Annotated in this window: 25 protein-coding genes; 13 read left to right on the top strand and 12 right to left on the bottom strand. The window is 63.7% G+C overall.

What is annotated here, in order from left to right; translation table 11 throughout:
• Positions 1 to 38 precede the first annotated feature (38 nt).
• Together E6C64_RS11365 and E6C64_RS11360 are read left to right on the top strand one after the other, a co-directional pair.
• Positions 39 to 344 carry a hypothetical protein gene (locus E6C64_RS11365; protein WP_136427641.1) on the top strand — a complete coding sequence of 102 codons (306 nt, stop codon included), beginning with the start codon at positions 39 to 41 and terminating at the stop codon, positions 342 to 344.
• Between the two features lie 446 nt (positions 345 to 790).
• Positions 791 to 1,588 carry an IclR family transcriptional regulator domain-containing protein gene (locus E6C64_RS11360; protein ID WP_136427640.1) on the top strand — a complete coding sequence of 266 codons (798 nt, stop codon included), beginning with the start codon at positions 791 to 793 and terminating at the stop codon, positions 1,586 to 1,588.
• A gap of 10 nt (positions 1,589 to 1,598) precedes the next feature.
• On the opposite strand, the gene E6C64_RS11355 is transcribed toward E6C64_RS11360, so the two are convergent.
• Entirely contained in the window at positions 1,599 to 3,455 is a 1,857-nt protein-coding gene (locus tag E6C64_RS11355) for a bifunctional sugar phosphate isomerase/epimerase/4-hydroxyphenylpyruvate dioxygenase family protein (protein ID WP_136427639.1), read from the bottom strand.
• Positions 3,455 to 4,351 carry a shikimate dehydrogenase gene (locus E6C64_RS11350; protein ID WP_136427638.1) on the bottom strand — a complete coding sequence of 299 codons (897 nt, stop codon included), beginning with the start codon at positions 4,349 to 4,351 and terminating at the stop codon, positions 3,455 to 3,457. Before E6C64_RS11350 ends, E6C64_RS11355 begins: the two co-directional genes overlap by 1 nt.
• Before the next feature lie 231 nt (positions 4,352 to 4,582).
• Here E6C64_RS11350 and E6C64_RS11345 point away from each other — a divergent pair, with 231 nt between their 5' ends.
• The 4 genes from E6C64_RS11345 (at position 4,583) to E6C64_RS11330 (ending at position 8,196) form a co-directional block, all read left to right on the top strand.
• Positions 4,583 to 5,323 carry an ATP-binding cassette domain-containing protein gene (locus tag E6C64_RS11345; protein WP_233255597.1) on the top strand — a complete coding sequence of 247 codons (741 nt, stop codon included), beginning with the start codon at positions 4,583 to 4,585 and terminating at the stop codon, positions 5,321 to 5,323.
• On the top strand, positions 5,320 to 6,348 hold the full coding sequence (locus tag E6C64_RS11340) for an ABC transporter permease (protein ID WP_136427637.1): 1,029 nt from the start codon (positions 5,320 to 5,322) through the stop codon (positions 6,346 to 6,348). The genes E6C64_RS11345 and E6C64_RS11340 overlap by 4 nt, the downstream gene beginning before the upstream one ends.
• A gap of 76 nt (positions 6,349 to 6,424) precedes the next feature.
• Positions 6,425 to 7,414 carry a substrate-binding domain-containing protein gene (locus tag E6C64_RS11335; RefSeq protein WP_136427636.1) on the top strand — a complete coding sequence of 330 codons (990 nt, stop codon included), beginning with the start codon at positions 6,425 to 6,427 and terminating at the stop codon, positions 7,412 to 7,414.
• A gap of 74 nt (positions 7,415 to 7,488) precedes the next feature.
• The gene (locus E6C64_RS11330) at positions 7,489 to 8,196 is read left to right on the top strand and encodes an alpha/beta fold hydrolase (protein WP_136427635.1); all 708 of its coding nucleotides are present in this window, start codon (positions 7,489 to 7,491) and stop codon (positions 8,194 to 8,196) included.
• Positions 8,197 to 8,443: 247 nt separating this feature from the next.
• Here the strand turns inward: E6C64_RS11330 and folD are convergent, their stop codons facing one another.
• The 6 genes from folD to E6C64_RS11300 form a co-directional block, all read right to left on the bottom strand.
• Complete coding sequence (gene folD, locus E6C64_RS11325) at positions 8,444 to 9,322, bottom strand: bifunctional methylenetetrahydrofolate dehydrogenase/methenyltetrahydrofolate cyclohydrolase FolD (RefSeq protein WP_136427634.1); 879 nt, start codon at positions 9,320 to 9,322, stop codon at positions 8,444 to 8,446.
• Between the two features lie 10 nt (positions 9,323 to 9,332).
• Complete coding sequence (gene purU / locus E6C64_RS11320; RefSeq protein ID WP_136427633.1) at positions 9,333 to 10,262, bottom strand: formyltetrahydrofolate deformylase; 930 nt, start codon at positions 10,260 to 10,262, stop codon at positions 9,333 to 9,335.
• A gap of 29 nt (positions 10,263 to 10,291) precedes the next feature.
• A complete protein-coding gene (locus tag E6C64_RS11315) occupies positions 10,292 to 11,143 on the bottom strand; it encodes a methylenetetrahydrofolate reductase (RefSeq protein ID WP_233255596.1) in 852 nt (283 codons plus the stop codon).
• A gap of 224 nt (positions 11,144 to 11,367) precedes the next feature.
• Positions 11,368 to 12,207, bottom strand: a complete 840-nt coding sequence (locus tag E6C64_RS11310) for an IclR family transcriptional regulator (protein WP_269846381.1) — start codon at positions 12,205 to 12,207, stop codon at positions 11,368 to 11,370.
• An 83-nt stretch (positions 12,208 to 12,290) separates the two neighbouring features.
• Entirely contained in the window at positions 12,291 to 13,658 is a 1,368-nt protein-coding gene (locus E6C64_RS11305; protein WP_136427631.1) for an aminomethyltransferase family protein, read from the bottom strand.
• A 154-nt stretch (positions 13,659 to 13,812) separates the two neighbouring features.
• Positions 13,813 to 14,748 (bottom strand): helix-turn-helix transcriptional regulator, encoded by a 936-nt coding sequence (locus E6C64_RS11300; protein WP_136427630.1) that lies wholly within the window; start codon positions 14,746 to 14,748, stop codon positions 13,813 to 13,815.
• A gap of 91 nt (positions 14,749 to 14,839) precedes the next feature.
• Between E6C64_RS11300 and E6C64_RS11295 the strand changes: the two genes are divergently transcribed.
• The 4 genes from E6C64_RS11295 to E6C64_RS11280 all read left to right on the top strand — a co-directional run bounded on the left by E6C64_RS11295 (position 14,840) and on the right by E6C64_RS11280 (position 19,521).
• Positions 14,840 to 15,823, top strand: coding sequence for an ABC transporter permease (locus tag E6C64_RS11295; protein WP_233255595.1), 984 nt, complete (start codon positions 14,840 to 14,842; stop codon positions 15,821 to 15,823).
• A gap of 187 nt (positions 15,824 to 16,010) precedes the next feature.
• Entirely contained in the window at positions 16,011 to 17,042 is a 1,032-nt protein-coding gene (locus E6C64_RS11290; protein WP_158437839.1) for a substrate-binding domain-containing protein, read from the top strand.
• A gap of 3 nt (positions 17,043 to 17,045) precedes the next feature.
• Positions 17,046 to 18,665, top strand: coding sequence for a sugar ABC transporter ATP-binding protein (locus E6C64_RS11285; RefSeq protein WP_136427627.1), 1,620 nt, complete (start codon positions 17,046 to 17,048; stop codon positions 18,663 to 18,665).
• A 22-nt stretch (positions 18,666 to 18,687) separates the two neighbouring features.
• The gene (locus E6C64_RS11280) at positions 18,688 to 19,521 is read left to right on the top strand and encodes an alpha/beta fold hydrolase (protein ID WP_136427626.1); all 834 of its coding nucleotides are present in this window, start codon (positions 18,688 to 18,690) and stop codon (positions 19,519 to 19,521) included.
• Positions 19,522 to 19,561: 40 nt separating this feature from the next.
• Here the strand turns inward: E6C64_RS11280 and E6C64_RS11275 are convergent, their stop codons facing one another.
• The 4 genes from E6C64_RS11275 to E6C64_RS11260 all read right to left on the bottom strand — a co-directional run bounded on the left by E6C64_RS11275 (position 19,562) and on the right by E6C64_RS11260 (position 22,855).
• Positions 19,562 to 20,173 carry a helix-turn-helix domain-containing protein gene (locus E6C64_RS11275; RefSeq protein ID WP_136427625.1) on the bottom strand — a complete coding sequence of 204 codons (612 nt, stop codon included), beginning with the start codon at positions 20,171 to 20,173 and terminating at the stop codon, positions 19,562 to 19,564.
• Positions 20,170 to 20,970, bottom strand: a complete 801-nt coding sequence (locus E6C64_RS11270) for a CHAP domain-containing protein (protein ID WP_136427624.1) — start codon at positions 20,968 to 20,970, stop codon at positions 20,170 to 20,172. The genes E6C64_RS11275 and E6C64_RS11270 overlap by 4 nt, the downstream gene beginning before the upstream one ends.
• A 194-nt stretch (positions 20,971 to 21,164) precedes the next feature.
• Positions 21,165 to 21,443, bottom strand: a complete 279-nt coding sequence (locus E6C64_RS11265; RefSeq protein ID WP_136427623.1) for a hypothetical protein — start codon at positions 21,441 to 21,443, stop codon at positions 21,165 to 21,167.
• A 203-nt stretch (positions 21,444 to 21,646) separates the two neighbouring features.
• Positions 21,647 to 22,855 carry a MinD/ParA family ATP-binding protein gene (locus E6C64_RS11260; RefSeq protein WP_233255594.1) on the bottom strand — a complete coding sequence of 403 codons (1,209 nt, stop codon included), beginning with the start codon at positions 22,853 to 22,855 and terminating at the stop codon, positions 21,647 to 21,649.
• Between the two features lie 176 nt (positions 22,856 to 23,031).
• On the opposite strand from E6C64_RS11260, the gene E6C64_RS19580 reads away from it, so the two are divergent.
• The 3 genes from E6C64_RS19580 to E6C64_RS11245 are packed head-to-tail and all read left to right on the top strand — an operon-like array spanning position 23,032 to position 24,676.
• Complete coding sequence (locus E6C64_RS19580; RefSeq protein WP_369122744.1) at positions 23,032 to 23,619, top strand: DUF6668 family protein; 588 nt, start codon at positions 23,032 to 23,034, stop codon at positions 23,617 to 23,619.
• Between the two features lie 9 nt (positions 23,620 to 23,628).
• Entirely contained in the window at positions 23,629 to 23,916 is a 288-nt protein-coding gene (locus tag E6C64_RS11250) for a hypothetical protein (RefSeq protein WP_136427622.1), read from the top strand.
• Positions 23,917 to 23,953: 37 nt separating this feature from the next.
• Positions 23,954 to 24,676, top strand: a complete 723-nt coding sequence (locus E6C64_RS11245) for a DUF8175 domain-containg protein (protein ID WP_500042131.1) — start codon at positions 23,954 to 23,956, stop codon at positions 24,674 to 24,676.
• The last annotated feature ends 138 nt before the right edge of the window (positions 24,677 to 24,814 follow it).

Below are 24,814 nucleotides of genomic sequence, written 5' to 3'. Positions count from 1 at the left end.
CCTTGGATCATCGTTCGAAAGTATGTTCGAATAGCGCGATGGGGAGTAACAAGCGCTACGGTGATGCGCTGCAGACGTACCAGTCAAACAAGGCGGCAGAGATCCGAACAACCAAGCCCGTCGGTCTCACCCCCGCGCAGCTCGACTTAGAGCGCGATCCGATCAGGCCAGCGACTGCTTTCTACGAAGTCTCCGCTTGGATGCCCTTTGGCGACGGAACGCTAGCGAAGGTCTTCGGTTCGGCTCGGGAGTGGAATAGCAGAGCCGTGCATGTGTACTGGAGCGTTGGTGACGGCACGAAGCGGGATGCGTGGGTCTGGGCCGGCGCGGTTGAGCGCATCTAGCGTGCTGAGGCCCTGCCTCCGGAGGGCGATTCGAGCCCCAGGTGTAAGGGAGTAGGGCTCCGATCTGCAGAGTTTCGGCCTTGCTGGATCAGGTCGGGCGGCCTCGACCGGGACGTGACGTGACGTGACGTGGGGAGTTGTGCACGAAATGTGCACGATTACGGCCGACCTGGGCGGCTACGGCATAGTCGCTCTACAACATTCTGTAGTCAACTAAAAGGTTCTATCCAGGTTGAAGTTGTATCGACGGATCCCAGTAGCAAGATGGTGGCCGTCACGCCCACGACCATTCCCTTATCATGCGTTCCCTTCTGATTTGGACGATGCAGACGAGTCCCGTCGGGGGACGAGTAGATGCGCGGTACTGGCGGACATCCGGGGCGGGACCATGCGTTCACGCATGCGCCTGCTGATAGATTGTGCGCACACCGCACACTGGGAGCCTTATGTCGACCGAAGATCCGCAAGCTCGTCAGCCGCACTTCATTCGTTCACTTGAACGCGGGCTCGCGGTAATTAGCGCCTTTGACGAAGCGCACCCGCGACAATCTCTCAGTGAGGTGGCAGGCGTCACGGGGCTGGATCGCGCCACGGTAAGGCGCGTGCTGCTGACCCTGCGGGACCTTGGCTACGTGAAGTTTGAAGGCCGTGAGTTCCTACTCACTCCGCGGGTCCTTCAGTTGGGCTACGCGTATCTATCGGGAATGTCGCTGGTGGAAATTGCGCGTCCGCACCTCCAGGAGATCGCGCACGAGCTGGGGGAGACGGCTTCACTTACGGTCCTCGATGGTGACGACATCGTCTACCTCGACCTCGCTACAAGCACACGCCTCAGCTCAGTCCAGATCAACGTCGGAACGAGGTTTCGGGCGCATGCAACCTCGATGGGGCGAGTGCTGCTGTCCGGCCGGTCGGCCGCTGAGATAGAGGGCTACCTGGAGCGTCTGAAAGGGAGTCGACGCGTCGAGCGGACGGTGCGGTCGCTGGACGAGCTCCGAGCCGAGATCGAAGCCACTGCTGAGCGCGGCTGGGCAACTGTTGACAAGGAGCTGGAGGAGGGGCTGCGTGGTGTGGCGGTGCCGGTTCGGGATAGACGCGGAGAGGTCATCGCCGCTATCAACGTGTCAGCCCACGCGGCGCGAAGCTCGATCTCCGACCTCGCTGAACTGTACGTTCCACCCATCCGACGGGCTGCTGCGAGCATTGAAGCGGAACTGCTCGGCTATCGGAGGCCTGGCACCTGAGCTGTCAGCGTCATCGGCCGAGTTGCGTTGCCATGCTCTGTGCTGCCCGCCGTACGGAGGAGTTGGCGGCACCAAAACCGGAGTATCGGTCTCGCTGGACAAGCTCGACGAAAACCTTGCCCACCGGGATCGTGTAGGCCTGGAGGAAGGTGCCTCGTTCGTCTTCGTCGTACAGGACGTTGAGCGCCTGAAGTTCAAGACGTTCGGCTCGGGTGATGTCGAAACGCGCTTCGAGGTCGTCGTAGTAGTTCGCGGGGATATGAAGCATCGGCACCCCCTCGCTCTGGAGCGCCCTCGCCAATCCTCTGAGGTCCGGTGTCTGGAATGCGATGTGGTCGGCGTATTGATCGGCGATGTCCTTCGCGTTCGCCGGGGCCGCCGGAAGCACATTCATAACGACGGTGACTGTTCCGCTGCCGGTCTGCATGACCTGACTCCGAATAAGGCCGTGAGCGTCGGCCACATCGGTGCTCGACAGTGGGCGCAGGCCGAGGAGCGACTTGTAGAAGAGCACCGCCTCGTCGAAGTGCTGCCAGGGCTGGGCGAGGGATACGTGGTCAATCTGCTCCAGGTGGTGGACCCCGTCTAGCGGCGCAGTGCGCGCAGCGGGCTCGCCTCCGACGAACTCGGCGACCCATCCGGGATCTCCCGTGAGGCACTCGGCGGCGAAGCTGACTTCCGTGCCGTCGGGCGCCCGGAACACGCGAAGCAGCTCTTCGCCCGCATCTGTTGAGCGGTTCACCTCCATTGCGAGCAGATCCGTCGCGCGCTGGGAGGCGGCGTCAACGGAGGGGACCTCGAAACCAATCCCCACGATGGAGCCGAGGTCCTGAGCGGCTGCCTCGTTGAGTACCAGGCGGATGACACCCTGGGTGTACAGAGTCAGGGGTTTCGTGCGATGCCGGCCGCGGAACCGAAAACCCAGTGAGATGAGTACGGCGGGCAGTTCCTGGCCTGGGCTTGCGGCGAGTTCGACGAACGAGAAGTCCTCCGCCGGGCGACTGTGCGTGACGCGGGTGAGCCCTGCTGGCGGCTCCCCACCTGTGAGCTCGATGGCGTTGGCTACCGCGTTCTGAAGATTCAGGAGCGAGCGGCGCGCATCGATCGCGTTGGCGACAGGGTCGATTTGGCGGAAGACATCGTTGAACACTTCGATGGACAGCGGACCGTCGTACCCAGTGGCGAGGAGCGCCCGCATGAAGGGCACAAGGTCGAAATCTCCCTGGCCGGGAAAGACTCGATGGTGTCGGCTCCATGACAGCACGTCGAGCTGCATCGACGGTGCGTCAGCGAGTTGGCAGAACAGGATCTTCTCGCCCGGTATCTGCGCTATCGCGGACGGGTCTGAGCCGAGGGAGAGAATGTGGAAGCTATCCAGGCACAGACCTACGGCAGGATGATCGGCGGCCTCAACGAGACGCCACGCATGGTCCCATGTCGAGACATGTCTGCCCCAGGCGAGTGCCTCGTAGGCAATCGTGACGCCGGCGCGGTTTGCCTCGTCGCCGAGCGCACGGAGCTGCCGCACGATAACCGCATCGTCCTGAACTGTGTCCGAGCGGACGCTTGAGCACACTAGGACTGTCGGAGCGCCAAGGGAAGCGGCCAGTCTGAACTTGGCAGAGGCCCGGGCGAGAGTGGCTGACCACTTCTCCTCTGGCACCCCCTCGACATCCCGAAGGGGCTGGTAGAGGTCGATGGATAGGCCGAGGTCTTCGGTCATGGCTCGGATGGCCTCGATGGACAGGGTGCTGGCGATCAAGTCGTTCTCGAACAGTTCGACGCCGTCGAAGCCTGCGGCGGCGACTGCGTGCAACTTCTGCTCCAGTGTCCCGCTGAGGCAGACCGTGGCGATTGATGTGTGCATCAGTGCCCCTCAAGATCGTTGATGAGACGGACGAAGTGTGCCCGCATGCGGTCGGTATCGGCTGGAAGATCATTGATCAGCTCGAAAGCCATCGCAGCCTGATGGACGAACATCCGGCCGCCGTCCACCACGCGTGAACCCTGCGATTCGGCCAGTTCGATCAGCTTCGTGCGAAGAGGCCGGTAGACCACGTCGGCCACCCACATCGACGGCTTCAGCTGGTCTTTCGTGAGGACTGATCCGGGTGAGTTCACGGAACCCACAGGCGACGCGTTCACTACACCTGCGACGGTGGGAAGGACGGAGCCCAGGTCGTCGCTGGTTGCGGAGTCGATCCGCGCGGTTGGGAACAGGGGTGCTAGCTGGCGGATGAGATGGGAGGCGCGGTCGGTGTTCGGATCGACGATCGTCAGCTGAGACGCTCCACGTCTGAGTACGGCATATGCGGTGGCCGAGCCGGCCCCGCCAGCACCGAACTGAATGACGTGTCCGTAGTCCTCGGCCGTGAGCACCTCGTCGAGACCCGCACCGAAGCCGCCTGCGTCCGTGTTGTAGCCGTGCGCGGCGCCGTCCTCGTCGAAGACGACCGTGTTCACTGCTTCCAGCGCGGACGACAGGTCATCCGCCACTGCGACGGTTTCGAATGCGATGCGTTTGTACGGGTAGGTGACGTTGTATCCAGCAACACCCTCATCTCGCAGATCGAGCATCAACGAGCCGACCGCCTCGTCGTCAATGCCGAGCTCGCGCACGTCGAAGATGTCGTAGCTGAGATCGAGGCCAAGTGCCGCCGCCTCGGCCTGGTGCAGCTGCGGGCTCAATGAATACCCGATGCCCCAGCCGATGAGGCCGCTGCGGCGGGGGCGCGCGACGACGCGCTGATCTGTCTGGGTCATGTCCGTCGCTTCTTTGTGTGCGTACAGCGCACAGTTGCGCGCTAGGTGATCAGCACTGTAGGTCGGTATTGAGACGGCGTCAACGGAAGCGACACCGTGTCGGCACGCTTGACAAGCAAGATCGAGCTATCTAGGTTTTGTTCGCGCTGTGATTATGTGTGCGCCAGGCGCACGAATGGAGAGACGCTGATGTCGCTTGAGGTTCGCGAGATTTCCCGAACATTCGGAGGGGTGAACGCCCTCTCCAATGTCAACTTCGACGTCAAGGCCGGAGAAGTAGTCGGCCTTGTCGGCGACAACGGCGCTGGAAAGTCCACGCTGTTGAAGATCCTCTCCGGGGCCCTCCAGCCAACCAGCGGGCACATCGTGGCCGACGGCGAAGAAGTGACCTTCACCACACCCCACGTCGCTCGGGAGCACGGAGTCAGCGCCGTCTACCAGGACCTCGCACTCGCCCCCCAGCGAGACGTCGTCTCCAACTTCTTCCTCGGCAAGGAGGTCCTTCGAACTGGCGTGAGCGGAACGGTCTTCCGCCGACTAGACCGCCCAGCGATGCGCTCGAAGGTCATCTCAGAACTCGCCCGACTCAAGACCAACCTGCCCAGCGTCGACGTCGAGGTCCGCAACCTCTCCGGCGGACAACGACAGACGCTCGCCATCGCCCGCGCGGCATCCTGGTGCGAACGGGTGCTCCTCCTCGACGAGCCCACCAGCGCACTCGGAGTAGCGCAGCAGGCCGAAGTGCTCCAACTGATTACACGCGTCGCCGAATCCGGCATCGGAGTCATCTTCATCAGCCACCAGATGAAGGACGTACTCGCCGTCTGCGACCGAATCTTCGTCCTCCGACTCGGCCGCATCGTCGCGGAACTCGACGCCCGCGAACTCGACGCCGAGACCCTTATCGGCTACATCACCGGCGCCATCGTGCAGGACCGGTCCTCCGAGAACCTCGAAAGGAACACCCTGTGACCGCCACCACCGCCGCGCCGCAGACAGCCACCACCCGCCTCAGCGCCTACGGGACACGAATCGGACGCTCACGAAACGCCCTCACAGCAGGTGTGCTACTCGCCATCTGCATCCTCTTCACCATCCTGTCGCCCTACTTCCTGACCCAGGCGAACTGGCTGAACACCAGCACCACCATGACCCAGATCCTTCTGCTCGGCCTCGGGCAGACCTTCGTCATCATCTCCCGCGGCATCGACCTCTCAGTAGGCGCCAACCTCAGCCTGTCCGGCATGGTCGCCGGAGCCTTCATGACCGGAGTCCTCGCACCCTATGAGAGCGTCGGCGAAGTCCCTTCCGCCCTCATCGGCGCTGCGCTCGCCATCGGCACCGGACTGCTGGTCGGCATCATCAACGGACTCCTCATCGCCTTCCTGCGCATCCCCGCCTTCGTCGCCACCCTCGGCATGCTCGGCGTCTGCTCCGGAGCCTCCTACCTGCTCACCAACGGGCAGTCACTATCAGGCATCCCCACCGCCATTGGAACAGCCGGCAACTACAACATCCTCGGCTGGATCCCGGTCCCAGTCATCGTCACCGCAATCGTCGTCGCCGTCGCCATCTATGTCCTCTCCCAGACCCGCTTCGGAGAGCGCACCTACATGCTCGGAGACAACCCCGACGCTGTCGTTCGAGCCGGAATCAACGACCGCCGCCACCTCGTCGCCGTGTACGCGATCTCCGGAGCACTCGCCGGACTTGCGGCGATCATCGCCATGGGCCGTCTCGCCTCCGCCTCGCCAACGGCAGGAGCGAACGCCGAACTTCAAGCCATCGCCACCGTCGTCATCGGAGGCGCCTCCCTCTACGGCGGACGAGGAACCATCTTCGGAACCGTCCTCGGAGCCGCCATCGTCACCGTCCTGCTCACCGGCCTGATCATCATCCAGGTCCCGCCGTTCTGGCAGGTCATCACCGTCGGAGTTGTGCTCATCACAGCCGTCTTCCTCGATCAGCAGAAGGAACTGCGCGCAGCCAAGCGGTGACCCCGCACCCAGCTCCGCGGCCAACACAGCCCACCCACAGCACCATTCACACCCATCACGTCAAGGGAGACACACCATGAGACACAGCACCAAGCACAAGCTCAGCGCCGCACTCGTCGTCGTAACAGCAGTCGGGCTCCTCGCCGGCTGCTCCTCAGGAGGAGCCACCGCCGGCGCAGGCGGAGACGACTCCGGCACCAAGACCGTCGTCTACGTCCCCGGCATGACAGGCATCGCTTTCTACGAAACCCTCCGCAAGGGCGCCGAAGACGAAGCCAAGAAGCAGGGCATCAACTTCGAATATCAAGGCGCCGCGGAGTTCACCCCCGCAGCCCAGACCCCCGTGGTCGACGCAGTGTGCGGCAAGAAGCCCGACCTGCTCATCATCTCCCCAACCGACCCCGCAGCCCTCAAGCCCGCCATCGACCGCTGCATCGCAGCAGGCATCCCCGTCATCACCGTCGACACCAACGCCGCCGACGGCACCAAGCTCGTCAGCGCCATAACCTCCGACAACGAACAAGGCGGCGAAGCGGCAGCCGAGTTCCTCGGCGAAGCCCTCGGCGGCAGCGGTGAAGTAGGCGTCGTCGGACTAGATGCCGCCGCAACCACCGACCAGCTGCGACAGAAGGGCTTCCTGGCCAAGCTCACCGCCGACTACCCCGACATCAAGGTAGTCGCCAACGAATACGCCGGCTTCGACGCAGGACAGTCACAGACAGTCGCCAAGTCCCTTAAGGTCGCCCACCCCGATCTCGCTGGACTGTTCGGCATCGTCGAGCCCAACGTCGAAGGAATCGCTGCCGCAGTCGGATCCGACGACTCCGTCCAGGTCATCGGCTACGACGCGTCGCCGGCCGAGGTTGACCGACTCAAGAAGGGTGAAATCGACGCGCTCGTCGTACAGCCCGCAGCAGAGGAAGGCTCCATGGCGATCCAGTTCGCGAAGGCCTACTTCGACGGAGACACCTCCAAGATCGAAGCGTCCCTGCTGCTCAAGAACACAGTTGTGACCACCAAGGACGCCGACTCGGCAGACTCGCAGGCCCTGTTCTACGTCCAGTAGCCGTCAACACGACGCGGCGGGTCCAAGGTGGACCCGTCGCCTCGTCGGTCCAACCAACTCGAAGCGAACCCCCTATGACCCCGCCACCCATCGTTCTTATCCACGGCGCCTGGCATGGCGCATGGGTCTGGGATGTAGTCACGGAGCAACTGCGCGACCGTGGCTACGACATCACAGCCATCGACCTACCCGGCGTCGGCCGCACTGCGGGCGACCCCACACTCTCCGGTCACGCCCAGTACCTGCGAGACCACCTCATCAACCTTGACCGACCGCCTCTCCTGGTCGCTCACTCATATGGCGGCGCCGTACTCAACCAAGCTCTCACTCCGGGCGTACCCGCCGCCCGACTCCTTTACCTCGCAGCCTTCCTCCTCGACACCGGCGAGACCTGCATGGCTATGAACGGCTCCACTGAAGGCTCCGGATCCGGTGACGACGCTTTCGAGAAGGACGGTGACTACATCCGAATGCCGGCCGACGCCAGCCGAACCGCGTTCTACAACGATGTCCCCTCAGCCCAGACAGAGACTTTCCTCAACCGGATGACCGCTGAACACCGCAGCACCGTTTACGCGCCCGTCACGAACACCCCGTGGAAGACGCATCCGGCGGCATACGTGATCTGCGACCTCGATCAGGCAATCCTTCCATCTGTTCAGCAACGCATGGCCGAACGGGCGAGCACCGTATACAGACTTCGTGCGGGACACTCCGCAATGGTCTCCGACCCCACCGCAGTCGCCGCCATCATCGAATCTGAGGCACTGCGCACCCCCTGAATACCGCCAACAGTCCCACCTCATAGTCCAGCCTTGAACAGGGCCTGAATGACTGTCTGTGACTTGGGGGATGCAGGATGGTCCCCAGGCTCTGTCAACGGGCCCGAGCGCAAGCAAGCCCTCCCGAAGTCGCCTTCAAACCTGACCCAAGGATGGGAGCGAGCGAGCACCGAGGCCGGTCGAATGCTCCTTCTGGATGTGAAGGCGGTCGGAAGCCACTTGGGCCGCTAGGGAATTCGGATCTCTTTTATGGTCCGAGCCGGGTCAGCATTCGCTGATCCGCCCGCATGCGCGCGGCGGTGACGGTGTTGGCGAGGAGGGTGGCGATGGTCATCGGGCCGACTCCGCCTGGAACCGGGGTGAGCCAGCCGGCGATGGGGCTGACCTCGTCGAAGCGGACGTCTCCGATGAGGCCGGACTCGGTGCGATGGATGCCGACGTCGATGACGATGGCGCCCGGTTTCACGTGTTCGGGGCCGATGAGGTGGGGCACCCCGGCGGCCGCGATGAGCACATCGGCCTCGGAGGCGACGGCCACGAGGTCGCGGGTGCGGGAGTGCGCGGTGGTCACGGTGGCGTTGCGCTCAAGGAGCAGGCGGCTCATCGGTCCGCCGACCAGCTCGGAGCGGCCGACGACCACGGCATTCAGCCCCTCCAGTGAGATGCCGGTGGAGTCGATGAGGGTGATCACGCCGCTGGGGGTGCAGGGGCGCAGGCCGGGGCGGCCGCGGGCGAGCAGGCCGGCGCTGAGCGTGGTGAGGCCGTCGACGTCCTTGAGCGCGGGGATCAGGTCGATCAGCGGACCGCTCTCCAAGTGCTGGGGGAGCGGCAGCTGGAGCAGGATGCCGGAGACGGCATCGTCGTGAGCGAGCTCCTCGATGATCGCCGCGACCGCCGGCTGGGTCACGTCGGCGTCGAGGTGGCGATGCAGATCGGCCATCCCCGTCTCGACGGCGAGGCGCCGCTTGTTGCGCACGTACACCTCGCTCGCGGGATCCTCCCCGACCAGGATGGTGGCGAGCCCGGGGATGACGCCGGTGCGTTCGCGGAACTCGGCCACCTCGGCGGCGACCCGGGCGCGGACCTCGCGGGCGATCCGGGTGCCGTCGATCAGCTGCGCGGTCATCGGAAGTTCCTCATCGGAAGACGACGGTGGTGTTGCCGTCGCGGATGACGCGGTCCTCGCAGTGCCACTGCACCGCACGCGCCAGCACCTGACGCTCGACATCGGCGCCGTAGCGGGCCATGTCAGCCGCGGACTGGGCGTGCGTGACGCGGGCCACGTCCTGCTCGATGATCGGCCCCTCGTCGAGGTCCTTGGTGACGTAGTGCGCGGTGGCGCCGATGAGCTTCACCCCGCGCTCCTTCGCCTTCAGATAGGGGCCGGCGCCGATGAAGGCCGGAAGGAAGGAGTGGTGGATGTTGATGACGGGTGCGCCGACGTTCTGCAGGAAGTCGTCGGAGATGATCTGCATGTAGCGGGCGAGCACGACGAGGTCGACGTTGCCCTGCAGCAGGCGCAGGTGCTCTGCCTCTGCCTGCTTCTTGTCGCCGCTCACGGGGACGTGGAAGAAGGGGATGCCGAATTGACGGACGTCTTCGGCGAGGTCGGAGTGGTTGGAGACGACCATCGCCACGTCCATGTCGAGCTCGCCGCGGCGGTGGCGCCAGAGCAGCTCGAGCAGGCAGTGATCCGACTTCGAGGCGAAGATCGCCACCCGCTTGCGCTGCTTGGCGGAGGTGAGGGTCCAGGTGAGGCCGAGGGCATCGCCCAGGCGCTCGTCGAGCGCCTTCTCCAGCTCGGGGCGCCGAGCGCGGAAGTCGGGCAGGTCGAAGACGGTGCGCTGGAAGAAGTTGCCGCCCTCCGCGTCGGTGGAGAACTGGTCGAGGGAGACGATGTTGGCGCCGAACTCCTGCATCGTGGAGGAGACCGTGGCGACGATCCCCGGGCGGTCCGCTCCGGTGATGATGAGGCGGCCGGTGTTGTCCGATGGCTGCGAGGTGGCTGCCTTCGGATTGCTGGCCGGAGATGCGGCCGGAGTGCTGGCCGGTGCGGCGAGTGACACGATGTGCTCCTTGATCCCCTGACGCGTGGTCAGGAAGCCTGTGATGGGTAGCGCTGGAGCATCTGCTTGCGCCAGGCTTCGGTGCCTTCCAGTTCGTTGAAGGTGAAGATGTGGAAGTCCTGCAGGTTGTTGTCCGCAGCGCCGATGGCCGGCTTGAGGCCGCGGATCAGCTTGTTCGGGCTGTAGCCGCCCGGCACGAAGAAGCGCCAGAACATGCCCTTCTGCTTCTGCAGGAACTTGAGCGAGTCGCCGACGCCCGAGGCGAGGGAGATGCGCAGGAGCTTCTCGCGGCTGACGGCGCCCGGCATGCCGACGCGGATGGGCAGGTCGACGCCCTCGGACTTGATGCGACGGGCCCAGGAGATGATCGCGGGAGCGTCGTAGCAGATCTGGGTCGCGATGTAGGTCGCGAGCTGGGCCTTCTCGTTGAGGGCGGCGTCCAGTCCGTCCTGCGGGATGAAGTGGTGCCCTTCCGGATAGCCGCCGATCCCGATCGAGGTGAACTCGTGCCCGATGGAGTCGAGGGACTTGAGCAGCGAGAGCGCATCCGTGTACTCGCCGGCCGGCTCCTCAGCGTCGCCGCCCACGACGAAGACGCTGTCGATGCCGACGGCCTTCAACCGCTGGACGAACTCTCCGAGCTGCACCTTGTCGCGGATCATCTTCGCCGAGAGGTGCGGGGCGACCGAGTAGCCGTGTCCAGCCAACTTCTCGGCCAAGGCGATGGTCGCCTCGATGCCCTTGGGGGGAGAGGCGGTGACCGTCAGACGCACTGACTTGGGGACGAACTTCACGACGTTGTCCTCGGTGGCCTTGAACGGCAGCACCTCGTAGCCCATGTTGGACAGCACCGCGTTAAGGGTGCGTCGCTCGGGAATCACTTACTGGCCGATCTGGTCGAGTCTTCAAGCGGTCCCCATAACCAGGTGTTCATGGGCAGCTTTGCCTTTCTTGGGGAGTACACGTCCGCGGAGGTTGTAGAGCGTGGTTCCGGATACGGGGAAAGGTATCGATAGGCATGCCGGCGGTCAACGAGGGCATCTGATCGATTCGCAACATGCAAAGTCGGTCGAGTCGGCCCCTATGGCGCCGCCGCCGAGGCCGCTCACTCCGCTTGCGAGAAACCGTCGTGATGAGCAAGGAACTCCATGGACTGTTCGGATGATCGCACCATCTGGCGAAACGATCCGCCAGGTCGGGCATCGGGATGCTCCGGCGGAAGGTAGCAGCGAAGAAGGTCGTCGGAGATTCGTTGCGCCGCATGCCTCAGCAGCACCGATATCTCTGCAACGTCACTCCCATTGTTCGGCACGACCACGCCTATCGCGCCGACGACGACATCCTGCGCACCGCGCACGGGCGCTGCGATTCCGCGAGACGTGGGGTGCAGGTATCCCTCAGACACCGCGAATCCGTCGTGGCGCACGCGAGCCAACACCTCGACCAGTTCACTGCGGCTCTGGATGCCCGAGGCGGTCACCGGCTTGAGACCACGTTCGAGAATTCGTTCGACCGCGTCGTCTTGCGCAAACGCTAGGAGCACGATTCCGCTGGAGGAGTGTTGCAACGGGTGCCGACCGCCGATGATCGATGCGTTGACGATGGCATCGCGTGCGGAGAGCCGATCCACGACGAGAACGTCGAGATCAGCGCGAATCAAGAGCTGGGTGTGCTGCCGAACCCGCGCCTGTACCCCGTGAATGTATGGCATGGCTATCTCGCGGAGGCCCACCGCACCGGGGGTCCGACTACCTAGCTCCCAGAGCCGATTACCCACACGGTAGGTGCGGTCCGCCAGACGTTCCAACAGCCCGTTGTCCACGAGATCGCCGACAACTCGATGCGCTGTGGATGTGGGAAGAGCAGAACGCTGCGATATCTCCTTCAGAGTCTGGGTGGGCGCGTCAGGGCTGAAAGTGTCCAGCACTTGGACCGCCCGACTCAACGCCGAGACCCCATTCGATCTATGCGCCAAGACTCACCCCGAGATCCGGATGCGGGCCGTTCCCAGCGGAACGGCCCGCATTCCTAGTTGGCGCGATAAACGGACCGTGCGTAGTCGTGGTAAGGCGCCGGAGCGACCGTTGCGCGAATCTTCACCTGACGGTGATTCTGATCTACCTGAGGCTTCAGCGAAACCGGGCTCTCGCCCCATACGACGTCCACAACTGTGCCCTCCGGGAGATCGATATCGACAGTGGCGAGCGACATGTACATCTGGTCATACGCGATGTACCCCGCGTCGGTGGAAATGCCCACGAGGGTTCCCTCCAGCTCGACGGCGTCCATCTGAAACAGTCCATAACGCGCCTTGGGGAAGTCGAGGAACTTCGCGGGCACTCCTGGCTCGACCTGGGATCGGACGATGCTGGCCACGTCTTCGGCGTTCCAGAGAAGAGTCACTTTCCGACGCTTCGGACTCGCGGCGATCTTCTCCAGCGCCTCACGACCGTGAAATTCGTGATCGAATTTCACCGATCGTCCGAGGTCGAGATCGAACGGAGTCATGTAGAAGTCGTGTACGTCGGTCGAATAAAGCGAGCCCGCAATGGATCCGGCGCGTGTCGCGGGAAGCCACTGTCTGTACTCGTCAAAGTCCTCGTCCCAGATGGCGGGGAACGGAGTCGGGATCCAGCCTGATTCGAGGGGAGAAGCGGAATACGCCTTCGCGCCCACCCGGCGAATATCGAATTCGGCACCCGCTTTCATCATCGCTTCGGCGATTGTAGGCCCGTCGGCGTAGGCGCCATAGAACTCGAAACCCGGCTGGCCGGCCATGCCATGCCTCAGCGCTTTGATGCGCTTGCCCGCGATGGTGAAGTCGGCAATGTGAAAGAACTTGACGGCCGGGACGGGACCGCCGAACAGCTTCTCCATCACCAGTTCCGCGTCGGGACCTTGGAGCTCGTATCGGAAATAGGTGGGGTCTCCCTCACGCATGTTCGAGTTGGCCTCGAGTCGGTGATGGACATCGCTCCCCGACGCTTCAGCCTTCTCGGCGTTGTATCGCACCCAATCGATGAGGAGATGGTGGCCGATGAGCACCAGCCCCTCGGCTTCCTCTGAGTTGTAGAACAGAATGCCGTCGCCGATGAGGAACCCATCCTTGTTGACGGCGATCAATTGCTTCGCCACGCCCGGCCGGAACGTCGCGAAGGTGTTCGGAGAGATGGACGACAGCAGCGCGATAAGGTCGCTGCCCCAGAGGAAGAGCTGCGTCATGTGGTGAGACTGATCCATCAGTGCTACGCCAGTCCGCCAGGCCCGCTGCTCGTCACGCCAGTTCGTGAACTCAGGCTGGATGGGGAACGTCACGGATGGCCAGTCCTGATTGCGGAGCAATTCGACAGGGCTGCCGACTCTCGAGATCGCATCGGCCAGATTTTCGGAGTTCATCGTTGTCCTCTTCGTCGAGTGTCCGTCGGCGCCGAGAACGGCGCGCGTCGGGAGTCTAAGACGGGCTCAGATTTTCGACTGGGAGATTTCCGTTGAAGCGAAATTCACATGGATGCGTGCCCCGCGGCGTTGCGCCGACACGTCTTGATTGCTGTCAGCGCAGCTTGGCGGGAGTAGTTCCGAACCTGGAGCGGAAGTGGCGATGGAAGGTCGAGACGTCGGCGAACCCGACCGACGTCGCAATTTGCGCAATGCTCCGCGAGCTCCATGCAGCACTGGCGAGACGCTCGCGCGCCAGCTCGAGCCGCTCGACCGCGAACCAGTCTGAGAACGTCTCGCCCCGTTCTCCGAACGCGGTCTGGATGGTGCGGATGGAGCAGCTGAAGTCCCTGGCGAGCGAGGCGATCGTGTACGCGGGATTGGTCAGTTGCGACCGTGCGGCCAGCTTGAACACTCCCAGCCGATCGACGGGGTGTTCGTCACCCGCACCAGCCACAGCATTCACAAGGCCGACCAGGGCTCCAGCCATGGCGGACGCCGTATCCAGCTGGTGCAGATCCACCATGGCTGCGAGCAGACCCGCCTGCGCGGTGAAATGACGTCCGGCCTCTGTAGTCGTAATCCGGTCATTGATTCTTCGGACATCGCCGGAGCCTGGATCGCCTAGCGATGCGCGCGGGAACCGAATCGTATAGAGGGACATTCGGCGGGTGGGATCGAACGTCAGACGGTAGGACTCGCTGTTGTCGAGAAGCCACGGCGTTCCGGCGGGCACCGTCCATTGACGGCCGAGATGCTCGAGCTCCCAACTCGAACGGCTGAAGTTGAGGAATATCCCGTCATCCGGGCTCTGGCTGAGGGAATGCCTATCCCGCACCGCAGGCCCCCCAGGAGCGGAGAGGAGACCCAGTCGTGTGGCTCCGAGATCGTAAAGCGCAAAATCTGCGGGGTACTCGTGGTCGGGACGTTGGGGCAGGACACCGACGTACACCTCGCAGATGGACTCGCAGAAATAGTCGTAGTCCTGCCCGGGCGGCAATCCGCGACTTGTGCCGCGGAGGTATGCCTCGCCCACTTCACTCATCGCCATCGACTTTCACTTCTTGCCACAGACGACGTGGCCGACCTCTGCATATCGTCCTTGGCAGCGCACTGTCGCGCAAGTAGACCGAGGATCACTCTTGACTGCTTCACCGAGCATCGCGTCCCCCCGAGGGAGGACGCTGACCGACTTCTTGGAACGATACGTCGTCGTTCTCGCCGTGGCCGCGTTGATCGTCCTCTTCTCAGTCGCGCGCCCCGCGACCTTCTTCACGGTCGGCAACCTGCAGACAATCCTGACCACTCAGTCGGTATTGCTGATCATCGGGTTGGGACTAACTGTCGTGCTCGCAGCAGGGGACCTGGATCTCTCGATAGCAGGCGTCGTGAGCTTCTGCGGTGTCCTTTTCACTCAGCTCTCCGCACCGGAGCGCCTCGGCTGGCAGATCGCGGCGATCGTGACACTCATCGCCGGCGTGCTCATCGGGCTGGTGAACTCACTCTTCATCGTCCGAGTGAAGGCCAACGCACTGATCGTCACCCTCGCCATGGGAACGCTGCTCGACGGCCTCTCGTCCGCAGTCAGCAACTCTCAGTCGCTTGCGCTGCCAGCCTCACCTCTTGACGCGGCGATCAGCGCTCGCTTCTTCGGAGTAGGGCTGCCGTTCTGGTTCACAATCCTGCTGCTCGTCATCGTCTGGTACGTCCTGCAGCACACGCCGAGCGGCCGTTCGCTGTATTTCACTGGAGAGGGCCGAGAGGCCGCTCGACTGGTCGGCGTGCGAGTGACACGAGTGCGAGTTACGGCGCTCGTGATCTCAGCGCTCGCGGCGGCCATCGCCGGAATAGTGCTGGTGGGCCAAAGTGGCGCGGCGCAAGCCGGCCTCGGAAATCCCTTCCTCCTTCCCGCTTACGCATCGGTCTTTCTGGGAGCAGCCACGCTGACCCCCGGCCGATTCAACCCAGTCGGCACCGTCGTGGGGGCTCTGCTCCTCGCCGTCGGCACAACTGGCCTGCAGCTGCTCGGCATCGCGTCTTGGGTAACCAATGTCTTCAGCGGAGGCATCTTGATCGTCGCTGTCGCAGCGGCGGCGTTGCTCGGAGCGCGGCGCATCCGCGCGTAAACACACAGCCAATCACCGACACACCACGGCACCACAACGTTCGTCAAAGGAGAGAACATTGATCAACCACTTTGCGCCCAGGTCTCGGCTCCCGCTCATCGCTCTGGCGGCCGGCGCAGTATTCGCACTCGCGGGATGCACGAGTGACGCTCCAGCAGCACCGTCTGCAGGCGACTCGTCCACAGGCGTGCCAGCTTCCGTCCTGTCTGATGCTCAGTCGCTCGTCGACCAGTACAGCGGTATCCCCGAGTTCGAGGCACCCGGTGACTCGTTCGACGCCACCCCGCTGAAGGGCAAGAGCATTCTGGTCGTGGTGTTCAGCCAGCAGGCGGCACAGCTTGTCACCTTGGCGGATGGCATCTCAGCGGCGGCGGACGCGGCCGGCCTCGAATCATCGTCCATCAACGCAGACGGAAACATCACCGCGGCCAGTGCAGCCATCCAGCAGGGGATCACCCAGGGCGTCGACGCGATCATCCTCGATGGCGTTCCTGCTCAACTGGTCGTCAAAGACATCGCTGCCGCCGGCGACAAGGACATCCCCGTCGTCGCCTCGACCATCGGCACCAGCTACGAGACACCCGGCCTCTTCGGGCTCTCCAGCGCGGACTATGTGCTGACGGGAAAGCTCATGGCCTCCGGGGCCATTGTCAAAGCGGATGGCGAGGCAGTCACCGCCGGGACACTCACCTTCACGAACCCTGCCGTGCCCGATGCCCTGACAGGCATCCAGGAGGTGTTCGACTCCTGCGGCTCGGCCTGTTCGATCGTGGGAACAACCAATGTCGAACCCCCGGACTGGGGAACCGGCCTCTCCAGCGCGGCCTCGTCGCTCATCAACGGCAACCCCGACATCAATACGATCTTCGCGGTTGTCGACGACACCATGGGTCTGCTCGCCTCCGCAGGCGTCGATGCCACCAGTAACACCGGTGTGACCGTAGTCGCAGCTCAAGGCTCGGGGGCCGGCCCTCTCGGCGTCGTCCAGCAGGGCGGTGCATTCTCCATAGATCCGGGCCAGTCCGCCGCGTATACCGGCTGGGGTGCTGTCGATCAGGCGATGCGAGCGATGCTCGACTTGGAACCCGGCGAGGACATCACGCCGCCGCGTTACATCGACACGGCTGTGCTCAAGGGGCTGGACGTGGCCGACCAAGACGCGATCTACGGGAATGCGTACGTCGACGGGTTCACTGAGCTGTGGGGACTGTCTAAGTAGCCCATGACGCCGACACAGCCAACGGGCGGCCTCGAGGAGTCCTCGCCAACGCCGATAAGCGCGCCTTCGGTGATCACTACCTCTGGCGGGGTCGCCCACGTACTCGAGGTGACCGGTCTGACGAAGCGATTCGGAGCGACGACAGCACTTTCCGACGTCAGCCTCCACGTTCGGCACGGCGAGGTCCATGCTCTCCTCGGTCACAACGGTTCGGGCAAGTCCACCCTGGTGAAGATCCTGTCGGGCTATCACCGCCCGGATGCGGGGTCCATCAGCTTCAAGGGGCAGCCCGTACAGCTCCCGGTGTCGTCGGCCCATCTCGCCGAGAGTGGCATCGCCTTCCTTCACCAGGACATCGGCCTCGTGCCGAGCGCCTCCGTCCTCGAGAACGTGCGGATCGGCCGGTTCGAGACCGGTGTTGGTCGCCGTATCAAGTGGAAGGCGGAGCGAGAGCGACTGCGCGAACAGCTTCGCTCCTTCGACCTCAAGGTGGAGCCGGATGATCCAGTCAACCGGCTGTCGGCATCTCAGCGCACGATCGTCGGTCTCCTTCGAGCCCTGCACAACCTCGAGGGCCACACTGGAGGTCTGCTTGTCCTCGACGAAGCGACCGCCGCATTGCCGGCCCACGAGACGGAGGAACTCCTCGCCGCGGTGCGGGAGATCGCGACGAGGGGCATCTCTGTCCTCCTCATCACGCACCATCTCAACGAGCCCCTGATCCTGGCGGATCGAGTGTCGATCCTGCGGGACGGCAAACTCGTGATGACGGGAGACGTCGCTGGCAGAACGGAGCGGGATCTCGCTGAGATGGTCATCGGCCGCGAACGGCGCGCACCCATCTCCCGCCCCCCGACAACAACGAAGCATGGCGACGTTCTTGTAGCGCAGGGCCTTTCCGGCCGGATTCTGCGAGACGTCTCCTTGTCGGTGGGTCGAGGAGAGATACTCGGCCTCACAGGGCTCAGCGGTTCTGGTCATGACGAGGTGCCTTATGCGCTCTACGGGATGAGCCCTCTTACCGCGGGAACAGTCTCCGTGGAGGGCGAACGGGTGGGGGCCCTGAACCCTCCCCAGAGCATCCGGCGTGGACTTGCACTTGTCTCAGGTGACCGAGCCGTAGCGGGGGGCGTTCCGGCCGCGACCGTCTCGGAGAACCTGAGCGCACCATCGCTTGGTTCTCTCACGGGGCCAGCCCGTTGGATACTCCGGGCCAAAGAACACACCCTTGTTGGCAGTCTCATCGAGCGCTTCAACATCAAGCCGGGCATCCCCGGGGTCGCCTTCTCGACGATGAGCGGGGGCAATCAGCAGAAAGCCCTCATCGGACGTTGGATGGCATCCCCGCCGAAGGTCCTTCTGCTGGACGAGGCGACCAGCGGTGTTGATATCGGCGCCGTCGATGAGATCGTAGATACCCTCGGCACATTCGCCTCTGGTGGTGGCGCGGTCATCCTCGCCTCAACCCAATACGAGGACCTAGCCAGACTCGCTGATCGTGTGCTCGTCTTCCGCGACGGTCGTGTCAGTCATCAATTCCGCGGAGACGAGATCACCGCCCACGAATTGCTCGCCGCATCATACGGAGAAGCACCACCGCGGTCCACGACCGCGCATTCTTGAGATAGATAGAGAGGGCTAGTACATGCCGTTCACGACGATCGGAGACGTCGAGCTGTTCTACACCGATGAGGGCACGGGAGCTCTCACACTCGTCCTCCTGCATGGATGGACCTGCGACTCCCATGACTGGATTCATCAGCTGCCCTTCCTGACCGAGTCCTGGCGAGTGCTCGCATTCGACTCGCGCGGACACGGACGTTCGTCGGCCCCCGCATCGGGGTATACGCCCCATGATCTGGCGGATGAGGTGGTCGACTTTGTCGATCAGATGCAGCTCGAACGCGTTGTGCTCGTGGGCCATTCCCTCGGGGGTGTCGTGGCCTCGATAGTCGCGTCGCGAGATCCCGACCGCATCGCTGGCGTCGTCGTCATCGATCCGCCCTACGGCTTTGACGAGGAGGGCGCGCAACGCAACCTCGGACTCGTCGGAGCGCTGCACGCGGGACCTGCCAACGAAGTCGTGGCCGGATTCTTCGGAGTTCTCGAAGGACCCCACACGCCGCCGCACCTCATCACATGGCATCGCAGGCGCGCCCTCGGATCGCCCGAGCGCGTGGTGGCCGCTGTGGCCGAAGGCACCCATGGGTCGATGGATTCGATCGTCAACCTCCCGCATACCCTCGGACTGATCACAGCGCGGCGTGTTCCCACCCTGGCGATTCACATTTCGTCAGCCAAAGCAGAGTGGGAAGGCGGCCTGATGCATGATCCGCTTAGCAGGTCGGTTGCGTTCGAGAACGCAGGCCACTGGGTCCACCAAGAGGAGCCTGCGGCGGTCAACGCGGTGATAGGCGATTGGATTGGTCGAGTTGCGAGCAGCGGAGTCGACCGCCAACCCAGCGGGTCGGGGCAGTGATGGCAGGGTGACTCTCGCCGCCGTGACCGCTCATATGAGGCTAGCCGGCGCTCCGCTCCACCACGGATAGCGCGGGAGTTTGCGGTGTTGCCTGGTTACTGGAGGAAGAGAGTAGGCGGGCAAGGTCAATCTTGTGGGTCACCCATCTGCTCTCGACGCGGTAGGCGGGAATGATGCCATTTTCCAGCCAGGAGTAGATGGTCTTCTTGCTACGACCGAGGAGCTGCATGAGGTCGCGATATGTTAGCTGGTCGGGATAATCGGCTAGCAGATCCACTTCGAGCGAGATCTCACTAGCGATGAGCTGGTTCGATCGGGTGTGCAGCCAAGCGCGAACTTCGTCGGCGAAGATCACCCAGGAGGGCCCGATGCGGTGCGCCGGAACCAGTCCAGTGCTGATCCATTTGTAGGCCGTGTCGCGGCTAACGTTGAGTGCGATGGCCACATCGTTCACGGAGACCGTCGCATCGTGACCTAGCAAGCTGTCGTCCATCATCGCCGCGTCCTGCGGGGACCAGTGCTGATGATCAAGCGACGCGTCGATGCTCGGATGGTCGCCGCTTCGGTCCGAGCCGATGCCCGAATCTTCCGTGCCATCCCCGGGACCGGCCGGGAGCGACGCACCGGTTTCGGCCGATTGCCTGCCAGTCATGCGCGTGGCGGCGGGTACAAGAACGCGTCGGCCTCAGAAGCAGGGATCGTCCGCTGGTCGTAGACGTGGTCGTTGCCCCAGTTGTACTCCTCGAGGGAAACCTCGCCGGCGGGAGAGACGGACTGAACATAGGCCACATGGCCCGCTGGGCCAGCGTCGGCTCCCCACCATGCAATTGAGCCGGGGACCGGAGTGCTGCTGACCGTCCAGCCGCGCTCGACCCAGTTCAGCTTCCACTTGATGGCGTCACCGCCCAGGGGCGTCAGAGTGGACCACGTGTATGCCCATGGGGATGCCGTCGTGCCAGCGTCCCGGTTGATCCGCCAAGCAATGAAGTCGACGCATTCGCGGTAGTAGTAGCCGAGGGGCGAGAGCTGGCCGCCGTCTGACTCGGTCGTCTCTAGCTGCCACGGATAGTCATCCGACGGATTCGAGACCGGCGCGCAGTTGGCTCTGGTGGAGCCGAGTGCGGCCACGACCGTGCGAGCGGACTCGAGGTAATTGTCATAGTGAAGCGGGTCCGCATTCCCCTGAACACGGTGGGCTGCAATCGTGGGGGACAGGGACTGCCAGTCCGAGACGGTGATCAGACGGGCGTAGAAGAGGTTCGCGCTCTCGGTCGGGTTCAACCGCTGTTCGAGCGTTCCCCATGAGTCGCGTTGCTGGAAGAGGCCGCGGCTATCCGGTCCAACGGCGTCGCCGTAATCCAGTACGCGAAGGCTCGATTCGCCCATCGCAGTCATCACTCCGATTATCTGGGCCTGCAGATCGAGGCCGAGATCGAATGCTGAGTTCATGATGGCGGCAGCGTTGTCGAGCTGCTCGCCGCTATAGCCGGCGACGGACTGATTGAGGGAGGTCGTCGAGGCCTGCGCCGCGGGACCGGTGCAGGCGATTGCAGGCGAGGCTGGCTCCGCTGACAGAAAGAACACCAGGGCGAAGATGCTCAGGAGGAGAACGAAGGGCGTCCCGAACCACAGAGCAAGCGCCTTCACTGGGCAGCGTCCGGGGTCGCGATGTGCGCAACGAGCCAACGGTCCGCATCACGCACCAGAAGAACGCGGTACTGGCCCTGCTTAGTCGTAACGACAGCGACAGCCCCCGCGGCGCTGGCACCGGCGTCCAGCACCACGCTCTCGATGCCCAGATCGTGTGGAATCCAATTGGGTTCGGTTCCGCTCAGCTCTTCCGATGCTTCCTGGGTCAGGAGGGGGTTGAGGCCGTTTAGCCAATCGCCTGAGCTCAGACTCCAGTCGGAGTAAGCAGTCATGACGGTGGTCGCGGTTTCGATAGCCTCGGCAGAGCTTGTGGGGTTCGCGTCGGGGGCGGGGCTGGATTGCAGGTCGTCCGAGGCGATCGTTGTGTGACCAGACGTTGATGGCTGTATCGGGGGCGTGCTCACAAATGCTGAGCACGAGGCAAGAAGGCACGCGGTCAGCACGCACGCCGCAAGTGTTGCGGCGTGCTGGACAGTCATAGGCCGTCAGCGACGGATGCAGTCACCTGCAGCCAAGCTTGTCGAGTCGACTGCTGGAGTGATTCGTAACGCAGCACGCCTCCCTCGACCAGCGCCGGATCGAACGGTGTGGTCAGCACGGATCGTGTGTGGCGTTTGAAGTGCTCGCGGAGACGCTGCTCTAGGGCAGGGTCGTTTCGCTTGCTCGGTTGGGTGAGTACCGTGACGGCCGATCTCACCTTGTCCTGTTGGCCGCGTTCACCAAGCGCGTCGATCAACCACGCGGCCGAGGCTGCCGTGTCCTCTCGGATGGTAGAGACGATGACCAGCTGATCTGCTGCTTCAACTGCGGCCTGCCAGTTGGAGGCGCGCATGTTGTTACCCGTATCCACTACGAGAATTCGATAGAAGCGTCCCAGCGCCTGATGCAGGTCGAAGAACGCGGATGAGTCGATCATCGAGGAAGCCGCGGCGTTCTCGTCCGACGCAAGCACGTCGAACTGGCTTGAACCTTGTCCTCTCACGAATGCGTCGAGATCGCCGATTCGCCCGCCAGCGCCTGCGACGAAGGGACCGAGCGCTTCGAGTAGATCCACTGCCGTCTTGGTGTGGGAGCTCTGCAGCGATCTCCAACCGAGTGTCCCGCGGGTTTCGTTGTTGTCCCAGGCGAGGGTGTAGCCGCCTCGATGAATGCCGAAAGTGGCCGCGAGAAGAAGCGAAGCAGTGGTCTTGTGCGCCCCGCCCTTCGGATTGACCACGACCACCGTCCTTGGGCCGTCGAAACTGCGCTGCACCCGCGCTATGGCCTGCCGCCGTTCGATTTCGTGGCGCGACGGCGAGGGGGAGACGAGACCGTGGGTGATGGTCCGGATGGCCGCGCGCCAACCCTCAGTTGCCGGCATGACGGGAGTGGGCGGCCGATCTCGGAGGAGGTCTTCAAGGTGCGGCCCAACCGAGGTGGCATCGTCTAAAACTCCGATTGGGGCAACGGATCCGTCTGGTCGCACCAGCAATCGCTGCCAGCCGTAGTCGTCTTGTGCCGTCAGCTCGACGCTGCTGCCCTGGTCCCTTGCGATCTCCTTGACGCGTGCCAAGACGGCTGCGGGTGCGTTAGCGGCATCACCCGCCCGAATCTCCTCACGCTTTCCATTCAGCTCGAGCCAACCCGATCCGTCCGGGGCGAGCTGTACTTCTATCTTCGGGACTGAAGCCGCAGTGCTGGTCAAGGTCGCTCCCTCAGCTCGTCGCGAATGGCTTGCGCCGATGCTAGAAGTAATCCATCGGTTTGGGTAGCAATATGTTGCGCCTGGGTGCATTCTGTCGATGACCACGCATGGGGGCGCAGCGCGAAGGCTTGCGATGCCGTCTCGGGTCTGATTGGCGAGCGTAAGAAGGGAGTGCGATGTCAGCAACACGAACGAATCCCTGGCTGGAGACGCTGGCTTCATCGACGCCCGATGAGGAGCGTTCCGGCTCTGAGAAGCTGGTCGTACTTGGCCCAACGACACCCCAGTCGGGAGTTTCTGCGCCCTCTGCAGACCTTTGCCTTCCTCAACGAAGTCGTCCATCCACCCCTGGTATCTGGTGGCTCGGCACACACGGAGGGGCGGGCGAGAGCACTCTCGCGAGCGTCGTGCCCGGTTCTCAATCTGCCGACCACGCATGGCCCATCACATCTCCCTCCGCCAGGGTGATGCTCATCGCTCGATCGAACCTCAACGGCTTGCTCAGCGCCCAGCGCGCGGCGACGGATTGGGCGTCGGGCAGCCTGCCTGGCGTCGACCTGGTCGGACTCCTGCTCGTCGAAGACAGTCCAGGCCGCAGTCCGCGCGGCATCAGAGATCTCGAGCGCCTTGTCGGTGGCGGAGTGCCCCGCGTCTGGACCCTGCCTTGGGTGGAGAGCTGGCGTGCCGCTCCCGCCAGTGCTCAGGGGTTGTCACCCCGGGTGCGTAGATCGCTCGCGTTACTTCCCGTCTTCCCTGTGGCCTGAAGGAGTCCGATGACCATCACCGATCTTGCGACGACCATCTATCTTGCAGGCAACCTGCCCAACCCTGTGCCGGTGGAGCCCCCAGGGTTCGCAGGAATCAACACGATCCTGGCGTGGGCAAAGTGGGGCGGTTTGATCGCAGCCATCTTCGCCCTTGTAGCGCTCGCAGTTCTCTTCATGGTGAACTCCCGCCGCGGCGAGGGCGGCGAGCACATGAAGACATTCGTCACGATCCTGCTTGGAGTGCTTCTGATCGGTGGCGCCTCCGGCATTGTCGGTGGCATCGCCGGAGCATGAGCCAGGGTTTCTGGCCGTGCCGCGCAACAGTGGACACATGAGCGATGACCAGGCCCGCCGCCCTAACACTCGACGCCGCATCATCGGCGCCGCAATTGCGATGGTGATCGGCGCTGCCGTCATCGTTGGCTTCGTAGTCAGTCGGCCAGGCGGGAAGGAATCCCCTGCAACGCCCCCCGCGTCGGCCTCCCTTGCGCCGACGGCTACTGCCTCCCAGGAGGTGGAGGAAGACGTCAGCATCTGCGGATTGACAAGCGTCGAGTCTGAATCGACACTCGACCAGGTGCCTGACGCGGAGTGGCAGATCGTCGGCACGGTGGCTGCCCCGGCCAACGCGGCTGCAGGTCCGGGAGAGATCACTGACACCGGCTTCCGAAGCTGCTACGCACACACGGCCGCCGGTGCACTCTTCGCCTCTGCCAACTTCCTTGCGATGGGAACGGATTCCACCCTGCGAGCCGACCTTCCCCAGCTGGTGGCTGAGGGACCGGGCAAGATCGCGGTCGAGACAGTACCTGCCGAACGCTCAGAGTCCGCACGTGCCCAGATCGCTGGTTTCGCAGTGACTTCCTACTCCCTGGACGCCGCGACCATCGACCTCGCTCTCGCCTACTCCGACGCACAGCTCGTGAGCCTTCCCATCAAGGTCGTCTGGCAGGACGGGGATTGGAAGGTGCAGCTCGACGACACCGGAGCTTTGCCCATCGCCCCTGCGCCGCTGCAGAGCCTCGGCGGCTACATTCCCTGGTCCGGCGTGTAGCGATGGCCTGCGCCCCGCTCGACTTCGTCTGCCAGGGGCAGTCTGCCGTCGGCAACGTGGTCACGGGGGCAGCGAATCAGACTCTGCAGCAGCTCGCCGAGCAGATAGTTGAAGGACTAGGCAAGGCACTCGCCAGCG

The organism is Naasia lichenicola (genome assembly GCF_004801885.1).
In the GTDB taxonomy this organism is placed as follows: Bacteria; Actinomycetota; Actinomycetes; order Actinomycetales; family Microbacteriaceae; genus Naasia; species Naasia lichenicola.
Note: the sequence above shows the minus strand (reverse complement) of the source record. Positions and strands in the feature narration are given on the sequence as shown.